The sequence below is a fragment of the Paenibacillus sp. CMAA1364 genome (assembly GCF_054373195.1).
The window spans coordinates 35,410-59,756 of record NZ_JBITNB010000022.1 but is presented as its reverse complement, the minus strand read 5'-3'; the positions used below and the strand labels follow the sequence as shown (position 1 = coordinate 59,756).

Below are 24,347 nucleotides of genomic sequence, written 5' to 3'. Positions count from 1 at the left end.
ATGCGGAGAGTCTGTCTTCGCTTGTAGAAAATCTACTTTTGGGACAGCCCCTTATATACGAACGTGGTTATTATTTCACTTCTGTAACACCAGTCACTTCACCATTCTTTGATGGATCAAATGACGTTTTATATTCTTCTTTTGCAAAGTAAATATTACCATCCACCTTAGCATCTACAAGTAGGAATCCGTTGGCTTCAACGTATACATCACCAACAAATGTTCCACCTTGAATTCTTGCATTCTCACTAGTAACTGTTAACTTAGGGGCAGTTAGTGTATAAGAAGCAGTAATCTTCTTATCTGCATCTTGTTCGTACAGAGCAATTTTACGTGCAGTCTCATCTCTATTCGTGAATTGACCATCCAGCACTAGATCTTTATCAATCTTCAGATCTTTAAGTGTTGCGATAATCCAAGTTCCATCTTTACTAATCGCATTCAAGAACGCTTCTTCATTATTTACGATAGATGCCGTTGTTACTACATCCGTTTCAGCAGAAGTCTCTTGTTTAACAGGTTCGTTCGCTACTGGCTCATTATTGTTCCCACAAGCTGCAAGCAATACGAATGATAACACTAATCCTAAAGTCATTAACTTTTTCATTGTAAATCCCCCTAGTTGTTATTTGTTTAAATTAAGTATATCACGTTTTGAAGTAAAACCCAAAGGATTGTTACACATTTCACAAAGTGTATACAAAATGCTTATCCAGATTTTATATTACCCCAAATGGATGTGTATGAAACTTACTTTTCATTATTAACTTTTTAAGGGAACTCTAGACTAAGAAGATAGGGCTTGATTTATATTTACTTTTGATTTATATTAATTGATATATCAATGATTGATGCATCAACTATTAATCCCATTGATTTTAGACATGATATTAAGGAGGGCTCTTGTGACCAAATTATTATCTGAAGAAGCACACATTTTTGACCAGATGCAATCACTTAGTAAGCAGATCACAACCAAATTCGAACGTTGTGCAGGCATAAGTGCATCAAGACTACAATTATTACAGCAGCTCTATCTAGTCGATGAAATCAGTCAATCTACACTCCAAAAGGAAATGAAGATTGATAATGCAGCTATCACTAGACATCTGCAACAACTAGAAGCGTCAGGAAGCGTCGCTCGAAGAATTAATCCATTAGATCAACGGGTCACATTAGTGAAGTTAACCGCTATTGGACGAGAAGGAATTGCAACCTACAAACAAGAGAAACAACAATTCATCTCGCAATTACTTCAAGATTTCAATGCACAAGAACGTCATGCGTTGGCCGGTATGCTTCAACGTATGCTTGATCATGTCAATCAATTATAACGATTTAAGAAAAGGGGTTTATGATTATGAATAACACTAGAATAAATGATTTTACACAAATTGTTGCAGAACGTCGCTCCATCAAAAACTATGATACATCCGTCAAAATTAGCCGTGAGGAAATGACTGAAATCCTTACAGAGGCAACGCGTGCACCATCTTCACTCAACTTACAACCATGGCGATTTGTTGTAGTCGAAAGTCCTGAAGCCAAAGCAACGTTGGCTCCACTTGCCCGCTTCAATCAGAAACAAGTAGAGACTTCCTCTGCTGTAATTGCTATCTTTGGTGATCTTAACAACTTCGACAAAGCTGAAGAAATTTACGGTAAGGCAGTTGAACTTGGTTACATGCCATTAGAAACAAAAGAAATGCAACTTCCTAGATTAGCAGCTCATTTCGCAACACTTGACCCAGCAGTGAACAAAGATACCGTACTTATTGATGGGGGACTTGTAGCTATGCAACTTATGCTTGTAGCTCGTGCGCATGGATATGACACCAATCCAATTGGTGGTTATGAGAAGGATCAAATCGCAGAAGCTTTTGGTTTAGAGAAAGAGCGTTATGTTCCAGTTATGCTAGTCACTATTGGTAGAGCAGCGGAAAGTGGTTATCCCTCGGTACGTCTACCTGTCGAAGCAGTTGCACAGTGGAAATAAAATAACAAGAACGATAACACCATTAGGAGAGTGATTACATCATGATTATAATTCATGCCACATTTAATATTATTAGTAACCAAAACGAAGCGTTTATGAAGGAAATTCAACCATTAATTGATGCTTCAAGAGCAGAAACAGGTAATATCTCTTATGATTTATTTAAAAGTACGGACAAAGACAATGTATTGATTATGGTTGAAGTCTGGCAGGATACTGAAGCTGTAGCGAGTCACAATACTAGCGCTCACTTCACTTCTTTCGTTGGTATGGCTGCTAATTTCTTAGCTTCACCACTTGATGTCAAAGTTTATAACGGACAAGCTTTGAGTTAAATATCAACCTTTAATTGGAGAAGGGGATTCCCCCTTCTCCTTTTTATTTAACTATATTTAAGTTGTTGTGAACTGGCTGTTGTACAACCCTGCATAATGCCCACCACGCTTCAACAATTCATCATGACTTCCACTCTCCACGATATCCCCATTCTTCATGTACAAAATAAGATCAGCTTCTCGGATCGTAGATAAGCGATGTGCAATGACAAAGCTTGTTCTTCCTTTGATCATGGTCTGAAAAGCCTTCTGTATACGAATCTCTGTAACCGTATCAATACTACTTGTAGCCTCATCAAGAATGAGCATTGGTGGATCAACTAGCATGACACGGGCAATCGTCAGTAGCTGTTCTTGTCCTTGCGAAAGACTTCCCCCCGTTCCCGTAATCAACGAATCATAACCATCGGGCAACTTTTGTATGAAACTATGTGCATTAGCAGCCTTGGCGGCAGTTATAACTTCGTCCATCGTCGCCTCTGGCTTACCATAAGCAATATTATCCCGGATACTTCCTCCATATAACCATGTATCCTGCAATACCATCCCGAAATTTTGTCGTAAGCTATCGCGTGTGAGTTGATTGATATTAACACCATCTATTGTAATAGAGCCACGATCCACATCATAGAACCGCATTAATAAATTAACCAGTGTTGTCTTGCCAGCACCAGTCTGTCCTACAATAGCAATCCGAGTTCCTGGCTCGACATGTAGACTAAAATTAGTAATCAGTGGACGATCAGGTTGATATGCAAAACTAACATTCTCAAAGGTGATTTCTCCTTTAAGATGTTCCAACGAAATCGCATCGGGATCGTCATGACGCTCCGACGTTTGATCCATGACATTGAAAATTCGTTGTGCAGATGCACTTGCTGATTGCAGTTGTGTTAATACACCTGTTATTTCATTAAACGGCTTAGCGAACAAGGTGGAGAAGATCAGAAAGCTTGTTAGTTCCCCCACTGTGATGGTATCTAGAATAACGGCTATACTGCCCATCGTAGCGATAACAGAAAAGGTCAGATTATTAACCAAACGGGTGGATGGATTTGATAAAGAACCATAAAATTGAGATTTCACACCCGCATGATACAGTTCTTGATTCTTTTCTTCAAAATGACGGATCGAGCGTTCTTCATATTGAAATGCTTGTACTACTTTTTGCCCTTCTATTGCTTCCTCTACATATCCATTTAGTCCACCTAAAATATGGGCCTGCTCACGAAACAACTGCTGTGATCTTGTCGTAATAAATTTTGCAACAAAATACGATACGGGTGCTGAGATGAAAACAGTTAGAGTCATTAGCGGATTAATATAAAGCATAAAGCCGATGGCACCTACAATCATAATTACACCTGTAAGTAGCGTAGATAATCCTTGTAATAATCCATCGGAGACAATATCCATATCGTTAACGAACCGACTGATGCTGTCTCCTTGTGGATGAGTATCGTGATAACCTAGCGGAAGGTTATTCATCTTGTCAAATAGTTCACGTCTCATATCATATACCGTCTTGTATGCAATACGATTTGTCAGATAGATCAGTAGCCATCCAAAGAAACCACCTATGATATATACGCTAGCTAGTATACCCAACAATTCCAACATACCGTGAAAATCGACCTGGTTAACCCCTATAAGTAGATCCACCGTTCGACCAATGAATAATGGACCTACAAGGCTTGTCACAACACTGATCAAGGCACATAACACGACCCAAATGATCATTTGTCTGTATTTACTTGTGTAAGGTATGAGTCTTTTCCATATTTCTTTATTCTTCATTCTACTGACTCCTTATTGGAAAGCTGCGAACGGTACACTTCTTGATATACCCTACAACTAACCATCAATTCATCATGCGCACCATTCCCTACCACTCGACCATCATCCAACACAATAATTCTATCTGCTTCCTGTACCGTGCTGACTCGTTGGGATACAACAAGAATCGTCATCGCGTTACTACTTTCTTTGAGGGCACGTCTTAACCCAGTATCTGTTGCGAAATCTAATGCGCTTGATGAATCATCCAGAATTAGAATTTGTGGTTGGGCAACCAGTGCACGAGCAATCGTTAATCGTTGTTTCTGACCACCTGACAAATTACGGCCTCCACGCGCGACAATCGTATCAAACCCTTCTGGAAGCTTACCGATAAATTCAATGGCTTGCGCCTTGGACGCCGCTTCTTCCACATCTTGATCTGTTGCATGCTCATGACCATATCGTATATTATCGGCAATCGTACCCGTGAACAGCATAGCCTTTTGCGGAACTAGACCAATTCTATTCCTTAGTTCGTGAAGTGAATAATCTTTCACATTCATTCCATCGATGGTTACGATTCCTTCGATTGTATCGTAGAACCTCGGTATTAAGTTAATCAATGTTGATTTGCCTGAGCCTGTACTTCCGATAATACCTACGGTAGAACCACGTTTAATCTCGATATTGATCTGTTCAAGCACCAATTCACCTGTCATGTTATATGCGAAAGAAACGTTATTAAATGTAATTGCTGGCACATGTGAGAGATCATCCAGATTGGGATAAGATGTTGGTATGTTACCCAAGTCCACCACGGATGGTGATGTGGTTAATACCTCATTGATTCTTGCTGCGGAAGAGGATGCCTTGGTGAAAATAATAACCAAGTTAGAAACAACAATGAGTGCTAATAATATTTGCGTAATATAGTTCATAAAGGCAATAATCTCACCCTGTGAGAGCCGTCCTTCATCGATATGAATTCCACCGACCCATAGAATTAAGATGATTGCAGCATTCACTACAAGTGTAGTCATGGGATTCAACAAGGCTGATATTCGACCCACTCGTATGGCAGTATGCGTTAAATCCTCCGAAGTATGATCAAAGCGCTCTTGTTCAATTCTACGTTTCGCAAAAGCACGAATAACTCGGACACCTGACAGATTCTCACTTAGAACAAGTGCCATTCGATCCAACTTCTGTTGATAGCTACGGTAGATTGGCGTGGAACGAGTAATGACAAAATACACAATCACGCCAAATATAGGTGTAGCTAAGAGTAGTATGAGAGATAACTGAAAATCCAAGATCATAGACATGATAATGGCACCAATACATATAAATGGCGCACGTATAACAAGACGAATTAACATCGCCACTGCCAACTGTAACTGATTGACATCATTGGTTATTCGATTCACAAGTGATGATGTTCCGTACTTATCCATATCCGCATAAGAGAGTGATGAGATATGTTTGTAAATTGTGTTGCGCAATGTCGTTCCAAAGCCCTGTGAGGCACGTGCTGCGTAATATTGACAGACCATGGAACAACCGAATCCTATCAGCGATAGGATCAACATAAGCCCACCCATAGTGAGTACATATGAAGTATCACGCAACCCAATACCTTTATTAATAATGAGCGCGACGATCGTAGGTAGTAGCAGTTCAAATATGGCTTCTAACAACTTAAAGATCGGTCCAAGGATGACCTCTTTTTTATATGATTTCAAATAAATAGCTAGCTTAAACAACTTTGATCAACACCTAACATACAAATTCTTATCGAATAATTAACTACATCATGGTGAAATATAATATTCACAACCATAATCACAAATGAACAAATAGACAACTCCCCAAAGATGGAGGTTGATGATAATCTCGATTAAATCTCGTTTAATTATATTATTTACCATTGCTAATTTAATATCCATGAACGCAGCCTATGCAGAGCCACATTCAACAGCTAGTAAAAATAGATTCTATTATGAGAAACGGGGAGACATCGTTTGGGAAGTTCCAACAGATCGGAAAGTTATCGCTTTTACCTTTGATGACGGTCCAGATCCTAATAGAACACCTGCAATACTTGCTTTACTTAAACAATACCAAGCTAAAGCAACCTTTTTTGTATTAGGTAGTCGTGTAGAGAAATTCCCAAACATTGTTAAGCAGGCATCATTAGATGGACACGAGATCGGGAACCATTCTTTTGATCACGCTTCTTTCCAGGGTCTCTCTAGAACTAAAATGCTATCAGAGCTGCAACTAACGCAAAACGCTATTTATAATGCCACTGGACAAAAGGCAACATTATTCAGGCCTCCTGGTGGTAATTATAATGAAACATCTGTGAGCATATGCAAGGAGAATGAGTTGTTGATGATTCTCTGGTCTTGGGATCAAGACACACGGGACTGGATTAGTCCAAGTGTAGATTCCATAGTAAATAGTATATTAAATAACGTTCATCATGGCGATATTATTCTGATGCATGACTTTGTATACAAAGGTTCAAACACAATAGAGGCCTTAGAAATTGTATTACCTGAATTAACAAAGAGAGGTTATTCATTCGTTACCGTTTCTGAATTACTCTCCAATAAAGATCTTCCAGGAAAGCACATTGAAGTTAGCGAATAATTCCGATAACGTTAATTTAGTGTTCATAATACTATAGCGTAGAATTCTTACAATTCTACGCTATGTTTGATTAGTATAAAGTTTGGTTTTACAACACCAATCTTAATGCCCCTTGCATTTAACACAGGTGCTTCAATATAGTCCTTCAACAATTCATTTGTTGTATTATCACCAATACCCAGTTGTCTTAATACTTCCATTGCTGCAACACCCGATGCACGATCTGATCCGTCCTCCACCTTAATCGCAATCCCAATGCCACGATCAATAATTCCAAGACACTGTACACCTTCTGCTCCTACTTTCGTGACGAGATTCCCCTTAAAAGCTCTCATCACATCCATGTCGAACCTCTTCATACCTGCAACCATCTCAGGATGTTCTATCATTGCATCACGAATGGTTGCCAGTGCTTCAGCTTTAGTTGACGATACCGTTCCATTCGGTTGTGCTAATCGAGCGAAACCAAGCGCTGTGTTGCACAATGGAATCTGATGTACAGGCAGACCACAACCATCTACACTAAGACCTATTTCCTCGACAGCGATACAACATACTTCAGCAATCACTTGAAGAATTCTCTGCTGAATAGGGTGTTGAATGTCTGGATAGGTATGAATATCTTCATTCCTATGAACCGCTGTTGCCAACATGCTCACATGCTTACCCGAACAGTTACTATAGACGGGTGTTAGCTCTTTACCTGATTGAATCAGTTGTATATAACTTGCTTTATCACGAGGAACATGCGTTCCACACTGTAATGCATCTTCCGCAAGTTCAATACGATCAAGAATGTCTAATACAGCTTCTCGATGTATACTCTCACCACTATGTGAAGCACAGCTTAATGCTATATCTGAACAACAATATTGAAATGCCTTTGCTGTTCCTGTCTCTACAAGTGGAACGGCTTGAAATGGCTTCATTGCCGAACGCGCAAACGTTAATCGATTCGGATCTCCATATGAATACAATAGCTTTCCTGTATGGTCTACAACAGCTATATGAATATGATGTGCACTCTCAACATACTCTCCTCTAAATACTTGAATGGCTTGACTCATCTTTGTTGTCTCCTTTTGCCTTTTGACTTATTTCATCATAAACATATTCAACACAAAAGGCTACAACGACAAGCATGGCATATCGTTTCATAACTACAAATTCTTCTCATACAAAAACAGCCAAACACGACATTCATGTTTGGACTGAATTTAGGATTAGACTAGAATAGCCACTAAGATAGAATCTGATCTATACGTGTTAACTCATCATCCGTGAATGCAAGGTTGTTTATAGTTCCTACAGCATCCTCAATTTGGCTGACCTTGCTTGCTCCAATCAGAGCAGAGGTCACCTTTTCCTTACGAAGCACCCAAGCTAGGGACATTTGAGATAGCTTCTGACCGCGCTCCATAGCAAGATCGTTAAGCTTAGCTACTTTGCCTAACAGCTCCTCTGTTAATTCCTTCGCATTCATGAACACACTCGGACCTGCTGCTCTTGAATCCGATGCAATACCATTTAGATAGCGGTCCGTTAGTATCCCTTTATATAATGGGGAGTAAGCAATAGACCCGATACCTTCAGCTTCTAACACATCGAGTAAGCCTTGCTCTGGTTTACGCATTATCATCGAATAAGAAGGTTGATGAATCAGGCAAGGTGTTCCAAGTCTTTTCAGAATACGTGAAGCTTCTAGCGTCATCTCAGGAGAGTAATTGGAGAGTCCAACATACAGCGCCTTTCCTTGACGAACGATTAGATCAAGGGCAGACATCGTCTCTTCAAGAGGTGTGTCCTCATCTGGTCTATGATGATAATAAATATCTACATAATCCAGTCCCAATCTGGATAAGCTCTGATCAAGACTAGCCACTAAGCTCTTCTTAGATCCCCATTCGCCATAAGGACCAGGCCACATATAATACCCAGCTTTGGTTGATATAATCATTTCATCCCGATATGCGGAGAAATCATCTCGTAGAATTCTACCGAACGTTTCCTCAGCTGATCCAGCAGGTGGTCCGTAGTTGTTCGCAAGATCGAAATGCGTGATACCCAAATCGAACGCTTTTCTAACCATTTCTCTACCGTTCTCATACTTATCTATTCCACCAAAATTATGCCATAGTCCTAGGGAAATAGCAGGTAGTTTCAGCCCGCTTTTTCCACTTCTTCTATAAGCCATTTGTTCATATCGTTGCTCATTTGCCGTGTATACCACATCAATCACTCCTTGTTAAGATATTGTGAGGCAACTATCCCATACATATAATTACCAGTTCGTTAATCGTTCCGGAAGTGGATCTTGATCTTGAATGAGTCGATGTGTAAGCATTTCCAACAGACTATATTTCACATCACGTGACGCATCATCAAAGAATAGATTACAACGTTCGTCTGCGTCTTCTAGCATATCATATAATTCACCATAGTTCTCACCAGCGAACACAACTAGCTTGTATCGGTCCGTGCGTAAGCATTTCGCTTGGATCCCCCGATCATGTGCATCATACGAAGTGATGGCAGCATCACGTACGTTAAGCTTCTGACCATTCAGTACGTCTAATTGCGATAAACCTTGCACGCCATAAGGACGTGTTCGACCTATAGCATCAAGCAATGTTGGTAGAATATCAACGTGCTCCATCAAGCCGGACGATCTCTCACCACGTGTGATCCCAGGACCCTTAATAATCATTGGAATACGAGTTAACCCTTCGTAGAACCAAGGTCCCTTATACATAAGACCATGATCACCAAGCAGTTCCCCATGGTCGCTCGTAAATACGACTAGAACATCATCGTACACACCCTTTTTCTTCCAAACGTCCATAATACGATTAATTTGTTCATCTATAAATGTAATCATTCCATAATAATTACGGATGACTCTAGCAAGATGTTCATTCGTATATGAATGAGCTTCTCCGCCTCCAGGCCAATACCCATTTGTTCCTTGTTGACGTAGGTGTTCTGGACGAAGCTTCAATTCATCTGGAGAAGAGTGTGGAATCGCAATATCAGCATCCGCATATAGATCGGCATAAGCCTTAGGTGGATCAAATGGATGATGTGGGTCGACAAAGCTCGTCCATAAGAATAGAGGTTGATCCGTATCATGCGCCAATATGGCATCAATACTTTTTTGTGCTGTCCAGTAAGTCTGATGAAGCTCGGCTGGCATATCACTCTCCCATACATCATGCTCGGCATCCTTTGATCGGAATCGATCCAGTTCGAACCGATCTGCTACCACTGGATCACGTTCACGTAGCCAATCCAAATATTCACCTACTGGATTATCTTCTGATATATGATGTTCGTCAAAGCCATAATAGGTATGATCCCTATTCCTAGCTCGATCACGTATCACTACATCCTCTGCTTCGGTAGAGAACCCTGGTTTACATTGGGAGCGAAAGTGCATCTTTCCAACGCCAACCGTCTTGTAGTTCTCTTCTTTCAGATAATCAGCAAGGGTTACCTCATCCTCATCAAGCGATACACCAATATTCCATGCCCCATGGACATGTGGATAACGACCAGTGAATATGGAAGCACGCGATGGTGTACATACAGGACTCGCACAATAAGCATTCGCCATGACAGTTCCTTCTGAAGCTAACTTATCGAGTGTTGGCGTCTGTACTGTAATATTCTCACTACCAATAACATCGGCACGCATCTGATCTGCTGTAATAAGCCATATATGAGTTTTCTTCTTACGATTCATTTTCATATACTCCTTCATAATATGTAATTAAACACATAATTCAAACATCCTTCGCACATCGAAAACCAATATTACCGGAAGAACTGTCCGGTGTATTCTTACTTCTAGCAGCTACACGATAACGGTTACAATATGATTTATGACATAAATAGGATCCCCCACGCATGGACCGTACCTTGCCATTAGGTGTGAACCAATCCACACTCCATTCCCATACGTTCCCTGCCATATTATAAAGGCCGTAACCGTTAGCCACATAGGACCGCGCAGGCGCGGTACCTGCATAACCATCACTCGCATGGTTCTTCTCTGGGAACTTTCCTTGCCAAATGTTACAGCGATGTTCCCCACTCGGTTTCAATTCGTCTCCCCATGGATATCTCTTCTGATGAAGGCTGCCACGGGCTGCATATTCCCATTCCGCTTCTGTTGGAAGACGTTTACCTGCCCAGCGGCAATACGCATCAGCATCATGCCAAGACATGTGGATAACAGGATGATCTAAGCGCTCATTGACATGGGAATCTGCTCCTTCGGGATGACGCCAATAGGCACCTTCTACAACCCACCACCATGGGGTCTGCTCCGCCAATTGTGTAACCTTCTTGCCTGTCTCTTCTGAGACAAAAGAATGAAACACATAGGACCATCCAAAACGTTCGGCATCTGTAACGTAGCTAGTTGCTTCTACGAATTTAGCAAATTGCTCATTGGTGACGGTGGTCTCGTCTATGAGAAAGGAGGATACTGTAACATTCCTTACAGGCCCTTCCCCATCTGCTGGAAATCCTTCCTTATCTTCTGTCCCCATAAGAAAGGTACCTCCTGGAATCAGCACCATACCCGTTACATCTAAATCACTTGATGACTGTTGTATGAATTCCTGATCTCTATTTAAAGTATCGATTCCAATGCCTTTGACTTGATCCCGGTTCGCTGCGCAACAAGACTTTTGGTGCTCATTCATATGCACTTCCCCTATCTATAGATAGTACGTATTTTTTAATTAAAATAATGCTATCCCTAGAATGCCTGAAGCCACAATAATCGTCAATGGATGTAACTTATATTTGATCAGTCCGTATAGTGCAGCGAATACGATTATAAACGTCATTAGTGTTGGCCAGGTGAAGAACGGTTGATCCTTACCCATGAATCCAAAATGAATAGCAGCGTAAGCAATTAATCCTGTGATGACAGGACGTAAACCGTAGAACATTACTTTGATCCAGTGACTATCTTTGACGCGATAAAAGAACATTGAAATCATAACAATGACAATTAAAGATGGCAGAACTATACCTAACGTTGACGCTAAAGCACCTTGAAAACCAGCAATACGATATCCGATCAAGGTTGCACTATTCGTCGCAACAGGGCCTGGTGCCATTCCCGCGATAGATACGATCTCTTGAAAATCCATTTGAGATAACCATCCACCCCCTACGGCCTCATGCTGAATCATCGGAATAATCGCATAACCGCCACCGAAGGATAGAAATCCAATTTTAATGAAAGTGATAAATAATTCCCATAACATTTATGATTCCCCCTTAGATGTAATACTCTGGGTAATTCGCTTCTTCATGTGAAGAATGAGATTGCCTCTTCTCCACACGCACTTGAAGTCCGAACCATTGTTTGATGCGTGTTAATACGAATCCAACAATCAAACCCGTTGCAATCATATATATAGGATTCACATTCATTACTAAAAGAATAAGCATGACGCTCACAGCCAACGCTGCAGTTGTCTTGTCGAACAACGCATTTTTGCCCATCCGATATGCAGCGATCAGTATTAATGCAATGATCGCACCATGAATCCCTTTCATTGCAGCATCTACTTTAGGCAGGTCATCAAACTTCGAATAACCTAAACTCAGCAAACAAACGATAATAACCGTTGGTATCGTAATCCCTGCAATCGCTACGATTGCACCTAATACACCAGCAAGCCGATATCCAATAAATGCAGAAGCATTCACACCTACACCACCGGGTGCAGAACCAGCTAAAGATAGAATATCGTCCATCTCCGTCTCGTCAAGCCAACCCCGTTTGTCTGTTACTTCTCTCTCTATCATAGGGATCATTGCATACCCTCCACCGAAGGTAACAGGACCAATCCTCAAGAATGTCCAGAATAACTGAAATAGTAATGTTAATGTTGCCTGCGCCTTTGAATGAGTCTTTATATGAGACTTTGTATGTGCCGTAGTCTCTGCATATATTCTCATAAATTCCACCCTCATTTCTTTCTTATATATCTATTATAGCACTTTTTATCAAAATGGAATTAAGTTTTTGACTATTTGTTAAAATAAATATTTCCAATATTTCTGACTGTGAAATACATTTGTTTCGATATGGGTTATACTGGATGAAATAATCATGATCATAAGCTTCTTTGGAGGTATATTGTGGACAAGCGTTCAACTTTTATTTTATCAACGAAAAAACTCCTGTATGAACGAATTGCAGAACAAGGTACTGTATCGAAGTCTGATCTGCTAACCACATTCTCACTAACCAAAAGCACCATGACCCGTCTATTAGAAGAGATGACCGCAGAAGGCTTACTCATTGCATCTGGATTTGGAGAATCTAGTGGGGGAAGACGGCCAATTCTTTACCAGATCAACCCGTCGTACGGATATGTATTGGGTTTAGAAATTTCCAGGGTATATTCATCACTCGGTTTATTTGATATGCAGATGAGTCCCAAATCTATTATTCATTGGCGAATGGATGAAGCATTTACTCCTGATAACTTTTTGGATCATATAACTACACATATACGTGCTTTTCTAAGGGATCACCAGTTGGTAGATAGTCAAATTATTGGGATTGGAATTGGAGCTGTCGGCCCGCTTGATCGTAATAAAGGCTTGATACTATCTCCATTACACTTTCCTGCTACGGGTTGGAATAATCTCCCTATATGTCAGCTTGTGGAGGAACGAACGGGCTTCAAGGCATGGTTGGACAATGGCGCTAATGCCGCACTTCTGGGTGAACGTTGGTCCATTCGACATGCAGACATACAACATATGTTATATGTTCATGCTGGAGCAGGTCTAAGGTCATCCATGATGTCCCACGGAGTCATTCTCCATGGTACCATGGATATGGAGGATGCCATTGGACAAATGATTATAGAAACCAGTGGACCTCGATTACTTAATTCGGGGAATCATGGTGCTCTGGAGGCGTTCGTGTCTGTACAGGCTCTGGAACAACACGCACGTGACGAAGTAAAGATGGGGCGCGATCAGATACTGAGTACATATCAAGTATCACTAGAACAATTAACTTACGATGTATTAGTTCAAGCGCTCAGAGATCGCGATGCGCATGCTCGCGAATTATTTACAAAGGCGGCCGTTTATTTGGGTATTGGACTTGCTAATGTGATTAACTTATTTCATCCCGAGACGATTATTTTAGGTGGTGCACTTATTCACTCCCATCCATTATTCTTCGAGACTGCATCCTCCGTTGCGTTGAAGAACATCTATCGTTATCCTGAATACCACCCTCAATTCTCATTAGGTAAATTAAGGGAGGAAGCAGTTGTGACAGGCGCAGCCATCATGGTACGAAATCATATGGTTCTTTAGAATTTATTATAACAATTGAAAAAGGCTGACTCCTGAGAAATTACAGGGGTCAGCCTTTGAGTTGTAACGAGAAATAAAGCTACAACGGAGAAGGCGGAGTCATACTGGAGAAGCGAAGCGTTCGCCTACAAGCTTTCCAACGGAAAGCTACTTCGGAAGCTTATGCTTTGGTCCCGGATTTCAACCTTTTTCATAAGATTGAGAAGAAATCTGGTACCAACAGCGATCGGAAGAATGATTCACATTCGTAGTGTTGCATTACGTCAAAATTATGATCGAGTCTGACAACAATTCTTGAACTTCTTACCACTACCACATAGACATATCTCATTTCGTCCAGGCAATGGATGACCATTTCTTCGATAATCCAACATCTGTTCTGTCTTCAACCGGTTAGCAATGAGAGTCATCCGCTCATAGGCATGAGCGTAGAACATTTTATAGCTATAACAGAAATAATCCACCTCAGAACGATCAAACACATCTAACCAGTTTCGGTTACGTGGGCATCCCCCATGGCAGAAGCTAATGAATTCACATGTTCGGCACGTCTCATTCATATTCGGCTTCAACTGTAGAAATTCATCGTATACCGGGCTATCTAGCAATGTCTCTAAGTCCGTATCCCCAATATTTCCAAGCTTATGTTCATCATCGATAAAGAAATCACAAGGATAGGCATCCCCATTGGTCTCAAGCACCATCATTTTCGGACAGGACACACTATGAACACACGCTTCTGAAGGTCGATGCATAAGAACAAGAAGCATATTCTCAAAAATACGCACAGGAATTTCTGGGTATCCTTCGTTGTACCACAAGTCAAAGGTCCGACATAGAAATCGTCCATATTGTTCAGGTGTAATTCGGAATTTCCCAGCCATACCGCTCTGCTGTGAGACAAAATCCATACAAGGAATGAATTGAATGTATTGGAACTTCTGCTCCTTATAAAATGCCATCAACTCATCCGGTTTCGTAATGTTGTCCTCATGTAAGACCGTCAGGATATTATATTCCACACCCGCATTCTCTAGATGGCGAATTCCACGCATCACTTGCTCAAAACTTCCTTGACCCGAACCCGTTACTCGACGCGTATCGTGAATCGGTTGCGGTCCATCAAGACTAACCCCAACAAGAAAGTGATACTGTTTAAAAAAACCTGCCCATTTCTCATTGATGAGCGTTCCGTTCGTCTGTAATCCATTACTTATCACCGTATTTGCAGGTGCAGTACGTGCTTGTATGGAGACAACCTTCTCGAAATATGGAAGTCCTGCCAATAACGGTTCCCCGCCTTGCCAAGAAAAGGTGGCAATCCCTGATGATCTGTTCATGTATTGCGTGATAAAACGTTCTAGAAGATCTACGTCCATCGTACGTATAGGATGATGTGGCTTGCCACCAGCGGTGCTGTAGTAGCAATAGTCACACGCCAGATTACAATCTTCTGAGACCGTCTTCCACATCACATGAAGGTTCTGGGGTCTTGAAGTTTGTATACAGCCGCTCATCGTGCACTTCTTCTCCACTGCAAATAATCCCTTGCATGAAGAGGTCCACCCTCATTCATAACGACCCACAGCGGATCCTCCGTATATGGCATCGTGTTCATCATGTGATCATGCCATTCATTCAATATATAAACAGCCTGATGGCACAATTCCGGATGAGACTTCGCAAGATTATATTGTTCATGAGGATCTTCCTTCACATTGAACAACATCTCATTCTCAATTTCGAAATATCCCGTATGATACGAGCGGATATACATATAATCTCCAAATCGTACACTCCGTTGGCAGACATGCGCACATTGCGTAACGACCAGATAAGGTTGGGCACTATCTTCTCCCTGCATGATGCTAGGAGCAAAACTGGTACCATCCCAAGATGTAGCTGCGGGTTGATTCATGAGTTCAGCTATCGTCGGAGCTAGATCCAATTGATAGTGTAAACCATCATCTACATGACCTGATTTACAACCAGGGTATCTAATAATCATGGGCACGCGACATGTTGCATGATCAGCCGTACCATGCTCGCAATAAATCCCTAGTTCGCCCAAGTTCTCCCCATGGTCTGCACTGATAATAATCACTAGATCATCCATGACACCCTCTTTACGAAGCGCTTCAAACAGTGTTCCAATATGGCCATCCATATAACGAACTGCACAATCATAACCATCAATGATTCGACGTACACCAGCCATATCACTAACCATACCAGGTTGCCTTGGATATTCTGGGCGGACGAACATATCGATATTTTGTAGGTTGCATGGACCATCTTTCTCCAAATGGGAAGCTACAACTTCCTCCGTTAACCAAGAAGGTATTTCTTCATTCTCAAACGGATTCCCGAAATCTTCCGGGGCACGGTAAGGTGTATGCGGATCCCAATAATTAATATGTAGGAACCAGTTATCTTCCTTCGCATTTCTATCAATCCAATCGAGTACAACAGGCGTAACTTCTTCCGCAGATTCTAATCCACATTTGCCTGTGTTATATACTTCCGAGAACCCTGCATTAAAAGTCCATGCACCATGTCTCTCCGCAAATGGACTTATCGATATCGTACGCATACCTGACTTCTTCAGAAAAGCGGGTAGACTTTCTTGTCCAAGGATATCATGAAATCCTCGAGTAGCTCCTTCTCTTCGCATATCAGCTGCCGTACCGCCATGTGCGTTAACACCTGTATGAATTCCGAATCTACCAGACATCACTGCTGTTCTCGATGGCAAACAGGGTGCATCAGAAGTATAACAATTGTCAAATCTCACACCTTCTGCAGCAATAGAATCAATATTAGGAGACGTATTTCGATGGTATCCATAAGCACCTAGATGATCAGGACGTAAAGCGTCCAGGTCGAGATATAAAATTCGCATAATCAATTTCTCCTTCGTATAGCTCGTAGTTTTATTCGCACTTGTTGAAGAACAATCGTCTCTTATTTATTCTGATGATATTAGGCTATATCCTATCGTTCATACTAGAAGCTAACATCAATTATTGTCTATTTGATATTTCACAATAGCTAAAAAATTTTCACACCTTACATATGAAGACAACTTCCTGAAAGTTAGAACTTTCAGGAAGTTGCCTATTTTAATTGTTATTACTTCAATTCTGCTGCTTTTGCATTAACTTCTTCAATAACTTTATCTAATCCTTTAGCTTTGTAATCCTTCATAATACCATCCCATACTTTTTCAACTGGTTCTTTAGAAAGCATAACTTTCAAAAGATCATCATGATCTAAGACAGTGAACTTGTCTTTCGCTGGAGTAGACATATAAGTTAAGCGAATATCATAATCTGACACTTTGGTATTCTCAATAATCCAATCGATATAGTCAATACCTTCTTGACGAATCTTCTCACTTGTAATCGATGGGTTATTCATATCATAACTATCGGATGTCTCATAAGAAACTAAGTTCTTGAAGAACATTCTTGTTGGGTATTTCTCATGAAGCGGTGTATCACCAATAGCAACTTTTTTGTCGCCTTCGATTTTGTAATCTTCATCTAGCTTACCATAAGTCAACAAATCTTTTCCTTCAGGTGAAAGGATATAATCATACATTGCCATGATGCGTTCCATTTTCTCGTCGCTGATCTTTCCACTGAAATAACTTTCAGACCAGTATGTTTTGAAAACAGCGTGGTGGCGTTCACCGTCAGGTCCAACTAGTGGCTTAAGAACTTTAACACTATCTGTGATTTCTACGTCTGGGTATGTCTGCTCCCAACGCTTCGTATTCACATTACCATCAAAGTTAATAAATCCACCACCAGTAAGTACTGCAGCTGCCTTACCAGAAACAAACTTATCATAAGAAACATCTGGTTTAGTTAACGCGATATCTGGATCAATCAATTTATTCTCATACATTTCTCTCATATTCTGAAGAGCTGGAACAGCATTCTTAGAGAACACTGCCGGAATTAGCTTCCCATCTTCTTCAATCCATTTATAATCACTTCCGCTTCCATCACTAGTTGCGAGTGGATTACCATATAGCCAGAAGAAACCACCAATCATCTTCACTTGTGCTGCTGTCAGACCCGTAATCTTCTTGCCCTCAGTATCTTGTTTCACGATGGCATCAAGCATCGCTTTGAATTCATCCCATGTTTCAGGTTCTTTCGTAATACCAGCCTTTTGTGCTAAATCCCATCTATATAGAACTGTTCTATCTAGAGCACTCCAGTCTAACGTTGGGAACATACGACGTGGAACAGTATATTGTTTACCTTCTACAGCCAATCCTGCAATATCTGGTGCCTTAAAGAATTCTTCAAGGTTCGGATATTTAGCTAGATCTGGAAGTGCCTTGACAACACCTTGATCAATCCATTTTCTCTGGTATTGTGTTCCAATAGCATCAATGGCGAATATATCAGGTAGCTGACCAGATGAAGCCCACATTTGAATCTTCTGAGCATAGTCATCCCATGTCGTATTCACTGGTTTGATCGTGATATTAAATTTCTTCAGAATATCTTGGGCTATTGGATCCTGTGCTAATTTTGCAATTTCAGCCTCAATATCCCAGAATGCGATCGAGATTTCCATAGGTTCTTTATATGGATCATCTACATTTGCACTAGAGTTTGTATCTGGATTCTTAGGTGCATTGGCACTACCTTCATTACTATTGTTGCCGCTACCACATCCTGCCAGCATACTTGCAAGTAATGCAGTACAGGCAATAAGTGTGATAAACTTTCCTTTTTTAACTTTCATAGATGAAGCCTCCCTTTTGTTTTCACATATTTAGGATAGGTTGCTATATTTGTGTTGCCTTATCCTTTAATTGAACCAACCATGATACCTTTGTTGAAGTGCTTTTGTAAGAAAGGATACACCGCAATAATCGGGATACAAGTAATAACAATCGTTGCCATCTGTAATGCTGGAGTGTACACCTTGGCACTATTACCCTTCGATGCCATGTCCATTGCCATCGTGTTCAGTAACGAGTTGGACGTAATCAATGTCTCACGAAGATAGATTTGAAGTGGTACCTTAGATGAATCACTGATGAAGATCAACGCATACCACCATTCATTCCATCTCTCTACTGCATAGAATAGGCCGAATGTAGCGATAAAAGGTGCGGATATCGGCAGGATAATTTTAAGTAAAATATACATATCGTTCGCACCATCTAGCTTAGCTGATTCTTCCAGACTTTCAGGAATCGTAGCGAAATAGTTTTTCATAATGATAAGATAGAATGTATTGAGTCCCGCTGGAATAATCATTACCAAAATGTTGTTAACTAGGCCTAACTCCTTTACTACTAGATAAAACGGAATCAATCCCCCATTGAAGAACATTGTGAATAAGATCAATGTAAGCATAGTATTTCTACCAGGCATACCTTTCTTAGACAGGGCATATGCACCAGCAACCGATAGAGTCATACTAAATGCAACACCTACTACAGTTACGACGACTGAATTTCGCAGAGAACTCCAAAACTTCATATCCGATAGAATAAGCTTGTAGGCAGATAGATCAAATGACTTAGGTAATATATATAAATCACTCTTACTAATGGCATCAAAACTTGCAAACGAAACAATGATTACGTTATAGAACGGAAAGAACGTGATCAGCGTCAGTATGCCTAAAACGATATAAGCTATGATGTCAAATAGTTTCCACTTTTTTCTTTGTTTTTTCACTACTGCATCCAATTTGTGGTCCCCCTTATACTTATTAATATAATCCTTCCTCACCAAGCTTCTTCACAACCGTGTTAGCTATTACCAATAACATTAAACTAATTAATGATTTCACAATACCTACTGCCGTCGTATAACCAAAGTCGCCTCCGGTTGTAAACGATGTTCGATAAATGTAAGTGTCTAATGTGTCAGCAACCGAATACACTGGCGAGCTGTACATGTTGAAGATTTGATCGAAGCTCGCACCGTTAGTCATGAGTTGACCTACGTGAAGGATCAAGAGAATAGCCACTGTGCTCTTAATACCAGGCCATGAGATGTTGACAAGTCGTTGAAAGCGGTTAGCCCCATCCATCTCTGCAGCCTCGAATAACTCTGGATTGATTCCTGCTAATGCTGCTAGATATATAATAGAGTCCCAACCGATTTCTCTCCAAATGTGGGTAATATACAATACAGAACGGAATGAATTCTCATCTACAAGTGGCGAAATCGCCTCACCACCAAATATAATGATTAACTGATTAATGATTCCTTCTCTACTCAATAGGTTGACGATAATACCAGATAATACAACCCATGAAATAAAGTGAGGGAATGTTAAAATAGTCTGAAACACACGTCTTGCAACTACCCGTGAAAATTCATACAATACAATGGCCAGAATAATTGGCGTTGGGAAGTGTGTTACCAACTTCACCATACTAATTATAATGGTGTTATAGAATGCACGACGTAACTCTAGATCAGACATTATTGTTCTAAAGTGTTCTAGCCCTACCCATGGACTTCCCGTAATACCTTCGCTATAGTCGAACGTCTTAAATGCCAGTGTAACCCCATACATTGGAGCGTAACTGAATATTGCGTACCATGCTAAGAGAGGTAGAACCATGATATAAAAGTACTTATATTGGAGCATTGTGTCCCACAAGTTTCTCTTTTTAACTTTCTTCTCCACTTTCTCCATCCCCTTTTGCCACCTTTCGCTGATTTTTCGTGATATATTCTTTTTTTGTGGCTCTATATGTTAGATTATAAAGAGAGAGTGTAACTCTGAGTATGGATAAATAATTCGAATCATGTGGATTATTCAATGGAATCGCTTTCAGTAAGCGCTTATCATAATATTGGATATATTGATCGTAGTTTTCGCCATACCCAACACATACTTTCACCATTACGATGGAATAAGAAATTGTTTACTACAGGGGGGAAATTATGCATACTGCTATCGTGGTGGATGATGAGAAGTGGATTGTTGAAGGTTTAAAGGCTGGGGTAGACTGGAATGAATATGGATTCGAAGTCATTGGGGATGCTGAGAATGGAATAGATGCCCTTCAATTGATTAAGAATCTTCGTCCAGACTTTGTTCTTACAGATATAAAAATGCCTGATATGAGTGGCCTAGAACTTATAAAGAACGGTAAGTTATCGTCACCAGAAACATTATTCGTTGTGTTGAGTGGACATGCAGAATTTGCTTATGCACAAAGAGCCTTAAATTACGGCACGTTCAGTTATTGCTTAAAGCCTTTTGAGATTGAAGAAATTCATAGTGTGCTAAGTAGAGCGTCCGAATATCTGCAACAGAAATCAAAGATGAAAGCGCACTCACCTATTCACTCTTTGGAGATGTACGATGCCATTTGTTCTAGCAATACTACGAAGATGAACCTGATTCTACAGGATAATCTTATGCCAATTGACTCCAATTCTCATATTACCCCCATTGTTGTGCAAGGGATTGATCTTCATTCGGTTCAGCAGATGGAAGGGCAACTTAGCTTTGCCATGAATTACAATCGTCTTGGATATCTTGTCATTGATGAACATAAAGATGATTTCCTCAAACAGTGTCTACTTACACATACATCAAGCTCGTTAAGTGTAGGCGTAGGCTACTCCATTTCCGATGTTACAGATCTTGAAGCTTCCCTTGAAGCCGCATCCTTGGTAGCCTACGGTATATTTACAACAAGTAAATCCGGTGTCTATAAAGCTACTAATCAGCCTAGTATTGCTATCAATGAGACGCTCAAGGAAATTAACTATGCACTAGAACACAAAGATCAGAGCAAATTTATCAATATTCTGGAGTCTACAAGAAACCTGTTTCACAATGGTACTTTTACGATAAAGGATGCTTACTTAATTTATACAGCGTCAATGTATCTCTTCTATCGTGAGGGAAATAGAACGAATAGTCGATTCTTCGAAGGATATGAGCACTTGTATACCTATTATGGAAATATTGATGTCATGATCGAAGAGATGATTAAGGAAACTTACAAGTATTTCACTGAAGAGATATCTGCACATGTTGTCCATGTAGCTAACAAAAAGGTAAAAGAAATCGTGATTTACCTCCATGGTAACTTCACCCAAGAAATATCCATTCAAATCTTGGCAGACAAGTTCTTTTTAAGCCCTAACTATTTATGTCAATTGTTCAAGAAGGAAGTTGGTGACACCATTGTGGAGTATATCTCGCGTTTACGAATAGATTATGCCTGTAAGCTTCTCAAAGAAACCGAACTTACCATCTATCAGGTCGGTGAACAATGTGGATTCCATGATTATTTCTACTTCACGAGAATCTTCAAAAGATACAACAAGCTAACCCCGACTCAATATAGGTTAGCAGAATGAAATCTTTCAAAAAACTATCTATCCGGATGCAGGTGTTGATTATTGGAGCCATCATCATTTCCATGATTCCTATCGTTATCATCAAGGTATATCAGCAGACCAGTGCCATTATCATAAATCAGAATACACAATACAATAAGGAACTCGTATTCATGCTGAAGCAGAAGTTATCTGCTAATTATACCAACACATCCAATTTATTAATGAATCTTGGTTACGATACAACCATACAAGCATTAATCACTGAAAAGGACAAACTCGGTATCTATCATCTATCTAAGAATGCTCAAAGTCTACTGGGTGTAGTCAAAAGTACAAATAAGGATATCCTTGATATTGTAACTGCAGGATATCTAAACATAGAGACACCACTAGTTGGAAAAATGAATGATATTCACTTGGATATGCAGAAACTTAAAGATGACGGAAGCGTCCAATATATTGGCTATCGTAAAGAGGATAATCTAATCTCCAAAGATAAGTTTTTATTTGGAATGAATATTTATGCTTCTGGGGATACAGCATTATATGGAGATAAAATTGGTTATATTGCAATTGCATTGGATGTTAATTCCATAAAAACAGAATTGGAACGTTATCCACGTCTAACAGAATCAACCATCATCGTTATGGATGATAATGATGTTGTATATACGAATAATAGTAATAATGATGAATTACTCCATCAATTTAAACAAGCAGGTAAGGATGCTGACGGGGAGAACGGCTATATAACTAATATCAAAGGTAAGGATTATGTTATCCAATCCTTTGATTTACCGGAGATTTCTGGAAGTATTATAACTGCAGTCCCAATACACAGCTTGATAAAAGAACTGGATTCATTACGGAAATCAACCTACATCTTGCTTGTGATATTTCTTCTATTATTCACCATACCCTATACCATTCTGACGATGAATATTCTAAATCCACTTACGAAGCTAATGCAATTCATGATTAGACTGAAATCTGAGAATCTGGATGTCCTTCATACGAAGGTTGCCCTAGAAGGTTATGCTGAAATCGAGGTCATATCCAATCAATTCAACACCATGCTCGAAAGTGTTCATGATCTGACCGGGCAATTGATTGAGACTACAACCAGACTATATCAGGTAGATTTAGAGAAGCAACGTGCAGAATTCGCTTTTCTTCAAAGTCAGATCAATCCGCATTTCCTAAGCAATACACTTGATTCTATTAAAGGAATTGCAATCGTCAAAGGTAATAGGGATATTTATGAGATGACAAACGCTTTATCCACCATGTTGAGGTACACGATCAAAGCGAAGGATGAGGTGAGTTTAGAAGATGAACTTAAAATTGCGGCGGCTTGCGTGAAAATTCACCAAGGCAGATTCCCAGATCGAATGACATTCGAGTTGTCTTGTCCTGATGATCTCAAGACAATTCCGGTTCCTAAGATGATCATTCAGCCCATCCTTGAAAATGCACTAACCCACGGTTTAGAACCTTTTGGTAAAGGAGGCTCACTTCTACTCCGCGTGGAAAAACGTAATATGAACAATGTAGTGATAACCATTGCAGATAATGGCGTAGGCATCGATTCAGATGATCTTTCTACTATCATTGACAGGTTAAATATGAAGAATGTTTCCTCAAGTGAGCATATCGGTGTACAGAATGTGCATAACCGGTTATGGTTGAAATATGGTGACCCATATGGCATCAAGATTGTCAGCACCCAAGGTGAAGGCACAACGGTCACGATTCAACTTCCCATCAAAGACTGGATTTATTGAACAGGTATTCACAGCGAATGGCTGTTCAAAGGGTACTAGACTATATAATTAAACAAAAGGTGATGTTCATAGATCATGA

At 40.2% G+C, this 24,347-nt stretch carries 21 protein-coding genes; 7 read left to right on the top strand and 14 right to left on the bottom strand.

Annotated features, from left to right (window positions below; translation table 11 throughout):
• Window positions 1-70: 70 nt before the first annotated feature.
• Complete coding sequence (locus ACH8E3_RS12825; RefSeq protein WP_458633033.1) at window positions 71-607, bottom strand: hypothetical protein; 537 nt, start codon at window positions 605-607, stop codon at window positions 71-73.
• A 340-nt stretch (window positions 608-947) separates the two neighbouring features.
• Between ACH8E3_RS12825 and ACH8E3_RS12820 the strand changes: the two genes are divergently transcribed.
• The 3 genes from ACH8E3_RS12820 to ACH8E3_RS12810 are packed head-to-tail and all read left to right on the top strand — an operon-like array spanning window position 948 to window position 2,331.
• Window positions 948-1,334 (top strand): MarR family winged helix-turn-helix transcriptional regulator, encoded by a 387-nt coding sequence (locus tag ACH8E3_RS12820; RefSeq protein ID WP_458633038.1) that lies wholly within the window; start codon window positions 948-950, stop codon window positions 1,332-1,334.
• Window positions 1,335-1,360: 26 nt separating this feature from the next.
• Window positions 1,361-1,996 carry a nitroreductase family protein gene (locus ACH8E3_RS12815; RefSeq protein ID WP_458633032.1) on the top strand — a complete coding sequence of 212 codons (636 nt, stop codon included), beginning with the start codon at window positions 1,361-1,363 and terminating at the stop codon, window positions 1,994-1,996.
• 41 nt (window positions 1,997-2,037) lie between these two features.
• Window positions 2,038-2,331: a putative quinol monooxygenase gene (locus ACH8E3_RS12810; RefSeq protein WP_458633031.1), complete on the top strand. Its 294-nt coding sequence runs from the start codon at window positions 2,038-2,040 to the stop codon at window positions 2,329-2,331.
• A 57-nt stretch (window positions 2,332-2,388) separates the two neighbouring features.
• Here ACH8E3_RS12810 and ACH8E3_RS12805 read toward each other — a convergent pair whose 3' ends face one another.
• On the bottom strand, window positions 2,389-4,128 hold the full coding sequence (locus tag ACH8E3_RS12805; protein ID WP_458633030.1) for an ABC transporter ATP-binding protein: 1,740 nt from the start codon (window positions 4,126-4,128) through the stop codon (window positions 2,389-2,391).
• Entirely contained in the window at window positions 4,125-5,873 is a 1,749-nt protein-coding gene (locus ACH8E3_RS12800; protein WP_458633029.1) for an ABC transporter ATP-binding protein, read from the bottom strand. Before ACH8E3_RS12800 ends, ACH8E3_RS12805 begins: the two co-directional genes overlap by 4 nt.
• 121 nt (window positions 5,874-5,994) lie before the next feature.
• Between ACH8E3_RS12800 and ACH8E3_RS12795 the strand changes: the two genes are divergently transcribed.
• Window positions 5,995-6,765 carry a polysaccharide deacetylase family protein gene (locus ACH8E3_RS12795; RefSeq protein ID WP_458633028.1) on the top strand — a complete coding sequence of 257 codons (771 nt, stop codon included), beginning with the start codon at window positions 5,995-5,997 and terminating at the stop codon, window positions 6,763-6,765.
• Window positions 6,766-6,812: 47 nt separating this feature from the next.
• On the opposite strand, the gene ACH8E3_RS12790 is transcribed toward ACH8E3_RS12795, so the two are convergent.
• The 6 genes from ACH8E3_RS12790 to ACH8E3_RS12765 form a co-directional block, all read right to left on the bottom strand.
• Window positions 6,813-7,832 carry an asparaginase gene (locus tag ACH8E3_RS12790; protein WP_458633027.1) on the bottom strand — a complete coding sequence of 340 codons (1,020 nt, stop codon included), beginning with the start codon at window positions 7,830-7,832 and terminating at the stop codon, window positions 6,813-6,815.
• Between the two features lie 173 nt (window positions 7,833-8,005).
• The gene (mgrA, locus tag ACH8E3_RS12785; RefSeq protein ID WP_458633026.1) at window positions 8,006-8,995 is read right to left on the bottom strand and encodes an L-glyceraldehyde 3-phosphate reductase; all 990 of its coding nucleotides are present in this window, start codon (window positions 8,993-8,995) and stop codon (window positions 8,006-8,008) included.
• 51 nt (window positions 8,996-9,046) lie between these two features.
• Window positions 9,047-10,507 (bottom strand): sulfatase family protein, encoded by a 1,461-nt coding sequence (locus ACH8E3_RS12780; protein WP_458633025.1) that lies wholly within the window; start codon window positions 10,505-10,507, stop codon window positions 9,047-9,049.
• A gap of 40 nt (window positions 10,508-10,547) precedes the next feature.
• Window positions 10,548-11,474 (bottom strand): formylglycine-generating enzyme family protein, encoded by a 927-nt coding sequence (locus tag ACH8E3_RS12775; protein ID WP_458633024.1) that lies wholly within the window; start codon window positions 11,472-11,474, stop codon window positions 10,548-10,550.
• 39 nt (window positions 11,475-11,513) lie between these two features.
• Window positions 11,514-12,047, bottom strand: coding sequence for a chromate transporter (locus ACH8E3_RS12770; protein ID WP_458633023.1), 534 nt, complete (start codon window positions 12,045-12,047; stop codon window positions 11,514-11,516).
• Between the two features lie 13 nt (window positions 12,048-12,060).
• Window positions 12,061-12,747, bottom strand: a complete 687-nt coding sequence (locus ACH8E3_RS12765) for a chromate transporter (protein ID WP_458633022.1) — start codon at window positions 12,745-12,747, stop codon at window positions 12,061-12,063.
• Window positions 12,748-12,930: 183 nt separating this feature from the next.
• Between ACH8E3_RS12765 and ACH8E3_RS12760 the strand changes: the two genes are divergently transcribed.
• Window positions 12,931-14,130, top strand: a complete 1,200-nt coding sequence (locus ACH8E3_RS12760; RefSeq protein WP_458633021.1) for an ROK family protein — start codon at window positions 12,931-12,933, stop codon at window positions 14,128-14,130.
• 269 nt (window positions 14,131-14,399) lie between these two features.
• Here ACH8E3_RS12760 and ACH8E3_RS12755 read toward each other — a convergent pair whose 3' ends face one another.
• The 5 genes from ACH8E3_RS12755 to ACH8E3_RS12735 all read right to left on the bottom strand — a co-directional run bounded on the left by ACH8E3_RS12755 (window position 14,400) and on the right by ACH8E3_RS12735 (window position 20,817).
• Window positions 14,400-15,665, bottom strand: a complete 1,266-nt coding sequence (locus tag ACH8E3_RS12755; protein WP_458633020.1) for an anaerobic sulfatase maturase — start codon at window positions 15,663-15,665, stop codon at window positions 14,400-14,402.
• The gene (locus tag ACH8E3_RS12750; RefSeq protein ID WP_458633019.1) at window positions 15,644-17,032 is read right to left on the bottom strand and encodes a sulfatase; all 1,389 of its coding nucleotides are present in this window, start codon (window positions 17,030-17,032) and stop codon (window positions 15,644-15,646) included. Before ACH8E3_RS12750 ends, ACH8E3_RS12755 begins: the two co-directional genes overlap by 22 nt.
• A gap of 230 nt (window positions 17,033-17,262) precedes the next feature.
• The gene (locus tag ACH8E3_RS12745) at window positions 17,263-18,897 is read right to left on the bottom strand and encodes an extracellular solute-binding protein (protein ID WP_458633018.1); all 1,635 of its coding nucleotides are present in this window, start codon (window positions 18,895-18,897) and stop codon (window positions 17,263-17,265) included.
• 59 nt (window positions 18,898-18,956) lie between these two features.
• Window positions 18,957-19,856, bottom strand: a complete 900-nt coding sequence (locus ACH8E3_RS12740; protein ID WP_458633017.1) for a carbohydrate ABC transporter permease — start codon at window positions 19,854-19,856, stop codon at window positions 18,957-18,959.
• Window positions 19,857-19,878: 22 nt separating this feature from the next.
• On the bottom strand, window positions 19,879-20,817 hold the full coding sequence (locus ACH8E3_RS12735; RefSeq protein WP_458633016.1) for an ABC transporter permease: 939 nt from the start codon (window positions 20,815-20,817) through the stop codon (window positions 19,879-19,881).
• A gap of 251 nt (window positions 20,818-21,068) precedes the next feature.
• On the opposite strand from ACH8E3_RS12735, the gene ACH8E3_RS12730 reads away from it, so the two are divergent.
• The gene (locus ACH8E3_RS12730; protein ID WP_458633015.1) at window positions 21,069-22,502 is read left to right on the top strand and encodes a response regulator transcription factor; all 1,434 of its coding nucleotides are present in this window, start codon (window positions 21,069-21,071) and stop codon (window positions 22,500-22,502) included.
• On the top strand, window positions 22,499-24,268 hold the full coding sequence (locus ACH8E3_RS12725; protein WP_458633014.1) for a sensor histidine kinase: 1,770 nt from the start codon (window positions 22,499-22,501) through the stop codon (window positions 24,266-24,268). The genes ACH8E3_RS12730 and ACH8E3_RS12725 overlap by 4 nt, the downstream gene beginning before the upstream one ends.
• The last annotated feature ends 79 nt before the right edge of the window (window positions 24,269-24,347 follow it).

Excerpts from the sequence above, each read along its gene's own strand:
- ACH8E3_RS12765 (WP_458633022.1), bottom strand. The coding sequence starts at position 12,747 with ATGAGAATATATGCAGAGACTACGGCACATACAAAGTCTCATATAAAG.
- ACH8E3_RS12775 (WP_458633024.1), bottom strand. The coding sequence starts at position 11,474 with ATGAATGAGCACCAAAAGTCTTGTTGCGCAGCGAACCGGGATCAAGTC.
- ACH8E3_RS12730 (WP_458633015.1), top strand. The coding sequence starts at position 21,069 with ATGCATACTGCTATCGTGGTGGATGATGAGAAGTGGATTGTTGAAGGT.
- ACH8E3_RS12725 (WP_458633014.1), top strand. The coding sequence starts at position 22,499 with ATGAAATCTTTCAAAAAACTATCTATCCGGATGCAGGTGTTGATTATT.
- ACH8E3_RS12815 (WP_458633032.1), top strand. The coding sequence starts at position 1,361 with ATGAATAACACTAGAATAAATGATTTTACACAAATTGTTGCAGAACGT.
- ACH8E3_RS12805 (WP_458633030.1), bottom strand. The coding sequence starts at position 4,128 with ATGAAGAATAAAGAAATATGGAAAAGACTCATACCTTACACAAGTAAA.
- ACH8E3_RS12790 (WP_458633027.1), bottom strand. The coding sequence starts at position 7,832 with ATGAGTCAAGCCATTCAAGTATTTAGAGGAGAGTATGTTGAGAGTGCA.
- ACH8E3_RS12795 (WP_458633028.1), top strand. The coding sequence starts at position 5,995 with ATGATAATCTCGATTAAATCTCGTTTAATTATATTATTTACCATTGCT.
- ACH8E3_RS12810 (WP_458633031.1), top strand. The coding sequence starts at position 2,038 with ATGATTATAATTCATGCCACATTTAATATTATTAGTAACCAAAACGAA.
- ACH8E3_RS12825 (WP_458633033.1), bottom strand. The coding sequence starts at position 607 with ATGAAAAAGTTAATGACTTTAGGATTAGTGTTATCATTCGTATTGCTT.
- ACH8E3_RS12745 (WP_458633018.1), bottom strand. The coding sequence starts at position 18,897 with ATGAAAGTTAAAAAAGGAAAGTTTATCACACTTATTGCCTGTACTGCA.
- ACH8E3_RS12770 (WP_458633023.1), bottom strand. The coding sequence starts at position 12,047 with ATGTTATGGGAATTATTTATCACTTTCATTAAAATTGGATTTCTATCC.
- ACH8E3_RS12735 (WP_458633016.1), bottom strand. The coding sequence starts at position 20,817 with ATGGAGAAAGTGGAGAAGAAAGTTAAAAAGAGAAACTTGTGGGACACA.
- ACH8E3_RS12750 (WP_458633019.1), bottom strand. The coding sequence starts at position 17,032 with ATGCGAATTTTATATCTCGACCTGGACGCTTTACGTCCTGATCATCTA.
- ACH8E3_RS12820 (WP_458633038.1), top strand. The coding sequence starts at position 948 with ATGCAATCACTTAGTAAGCAGATCACAACCAAATTCGAACGTTGTGCA.
- ACH8E3_RS12780 (WP_458633025.1), bottom strand. The coding sequence starts at position 10,507 with ATGAATCGTAAGAAGAAAACTCATATATGGCTTATTACAGCAGATCAG.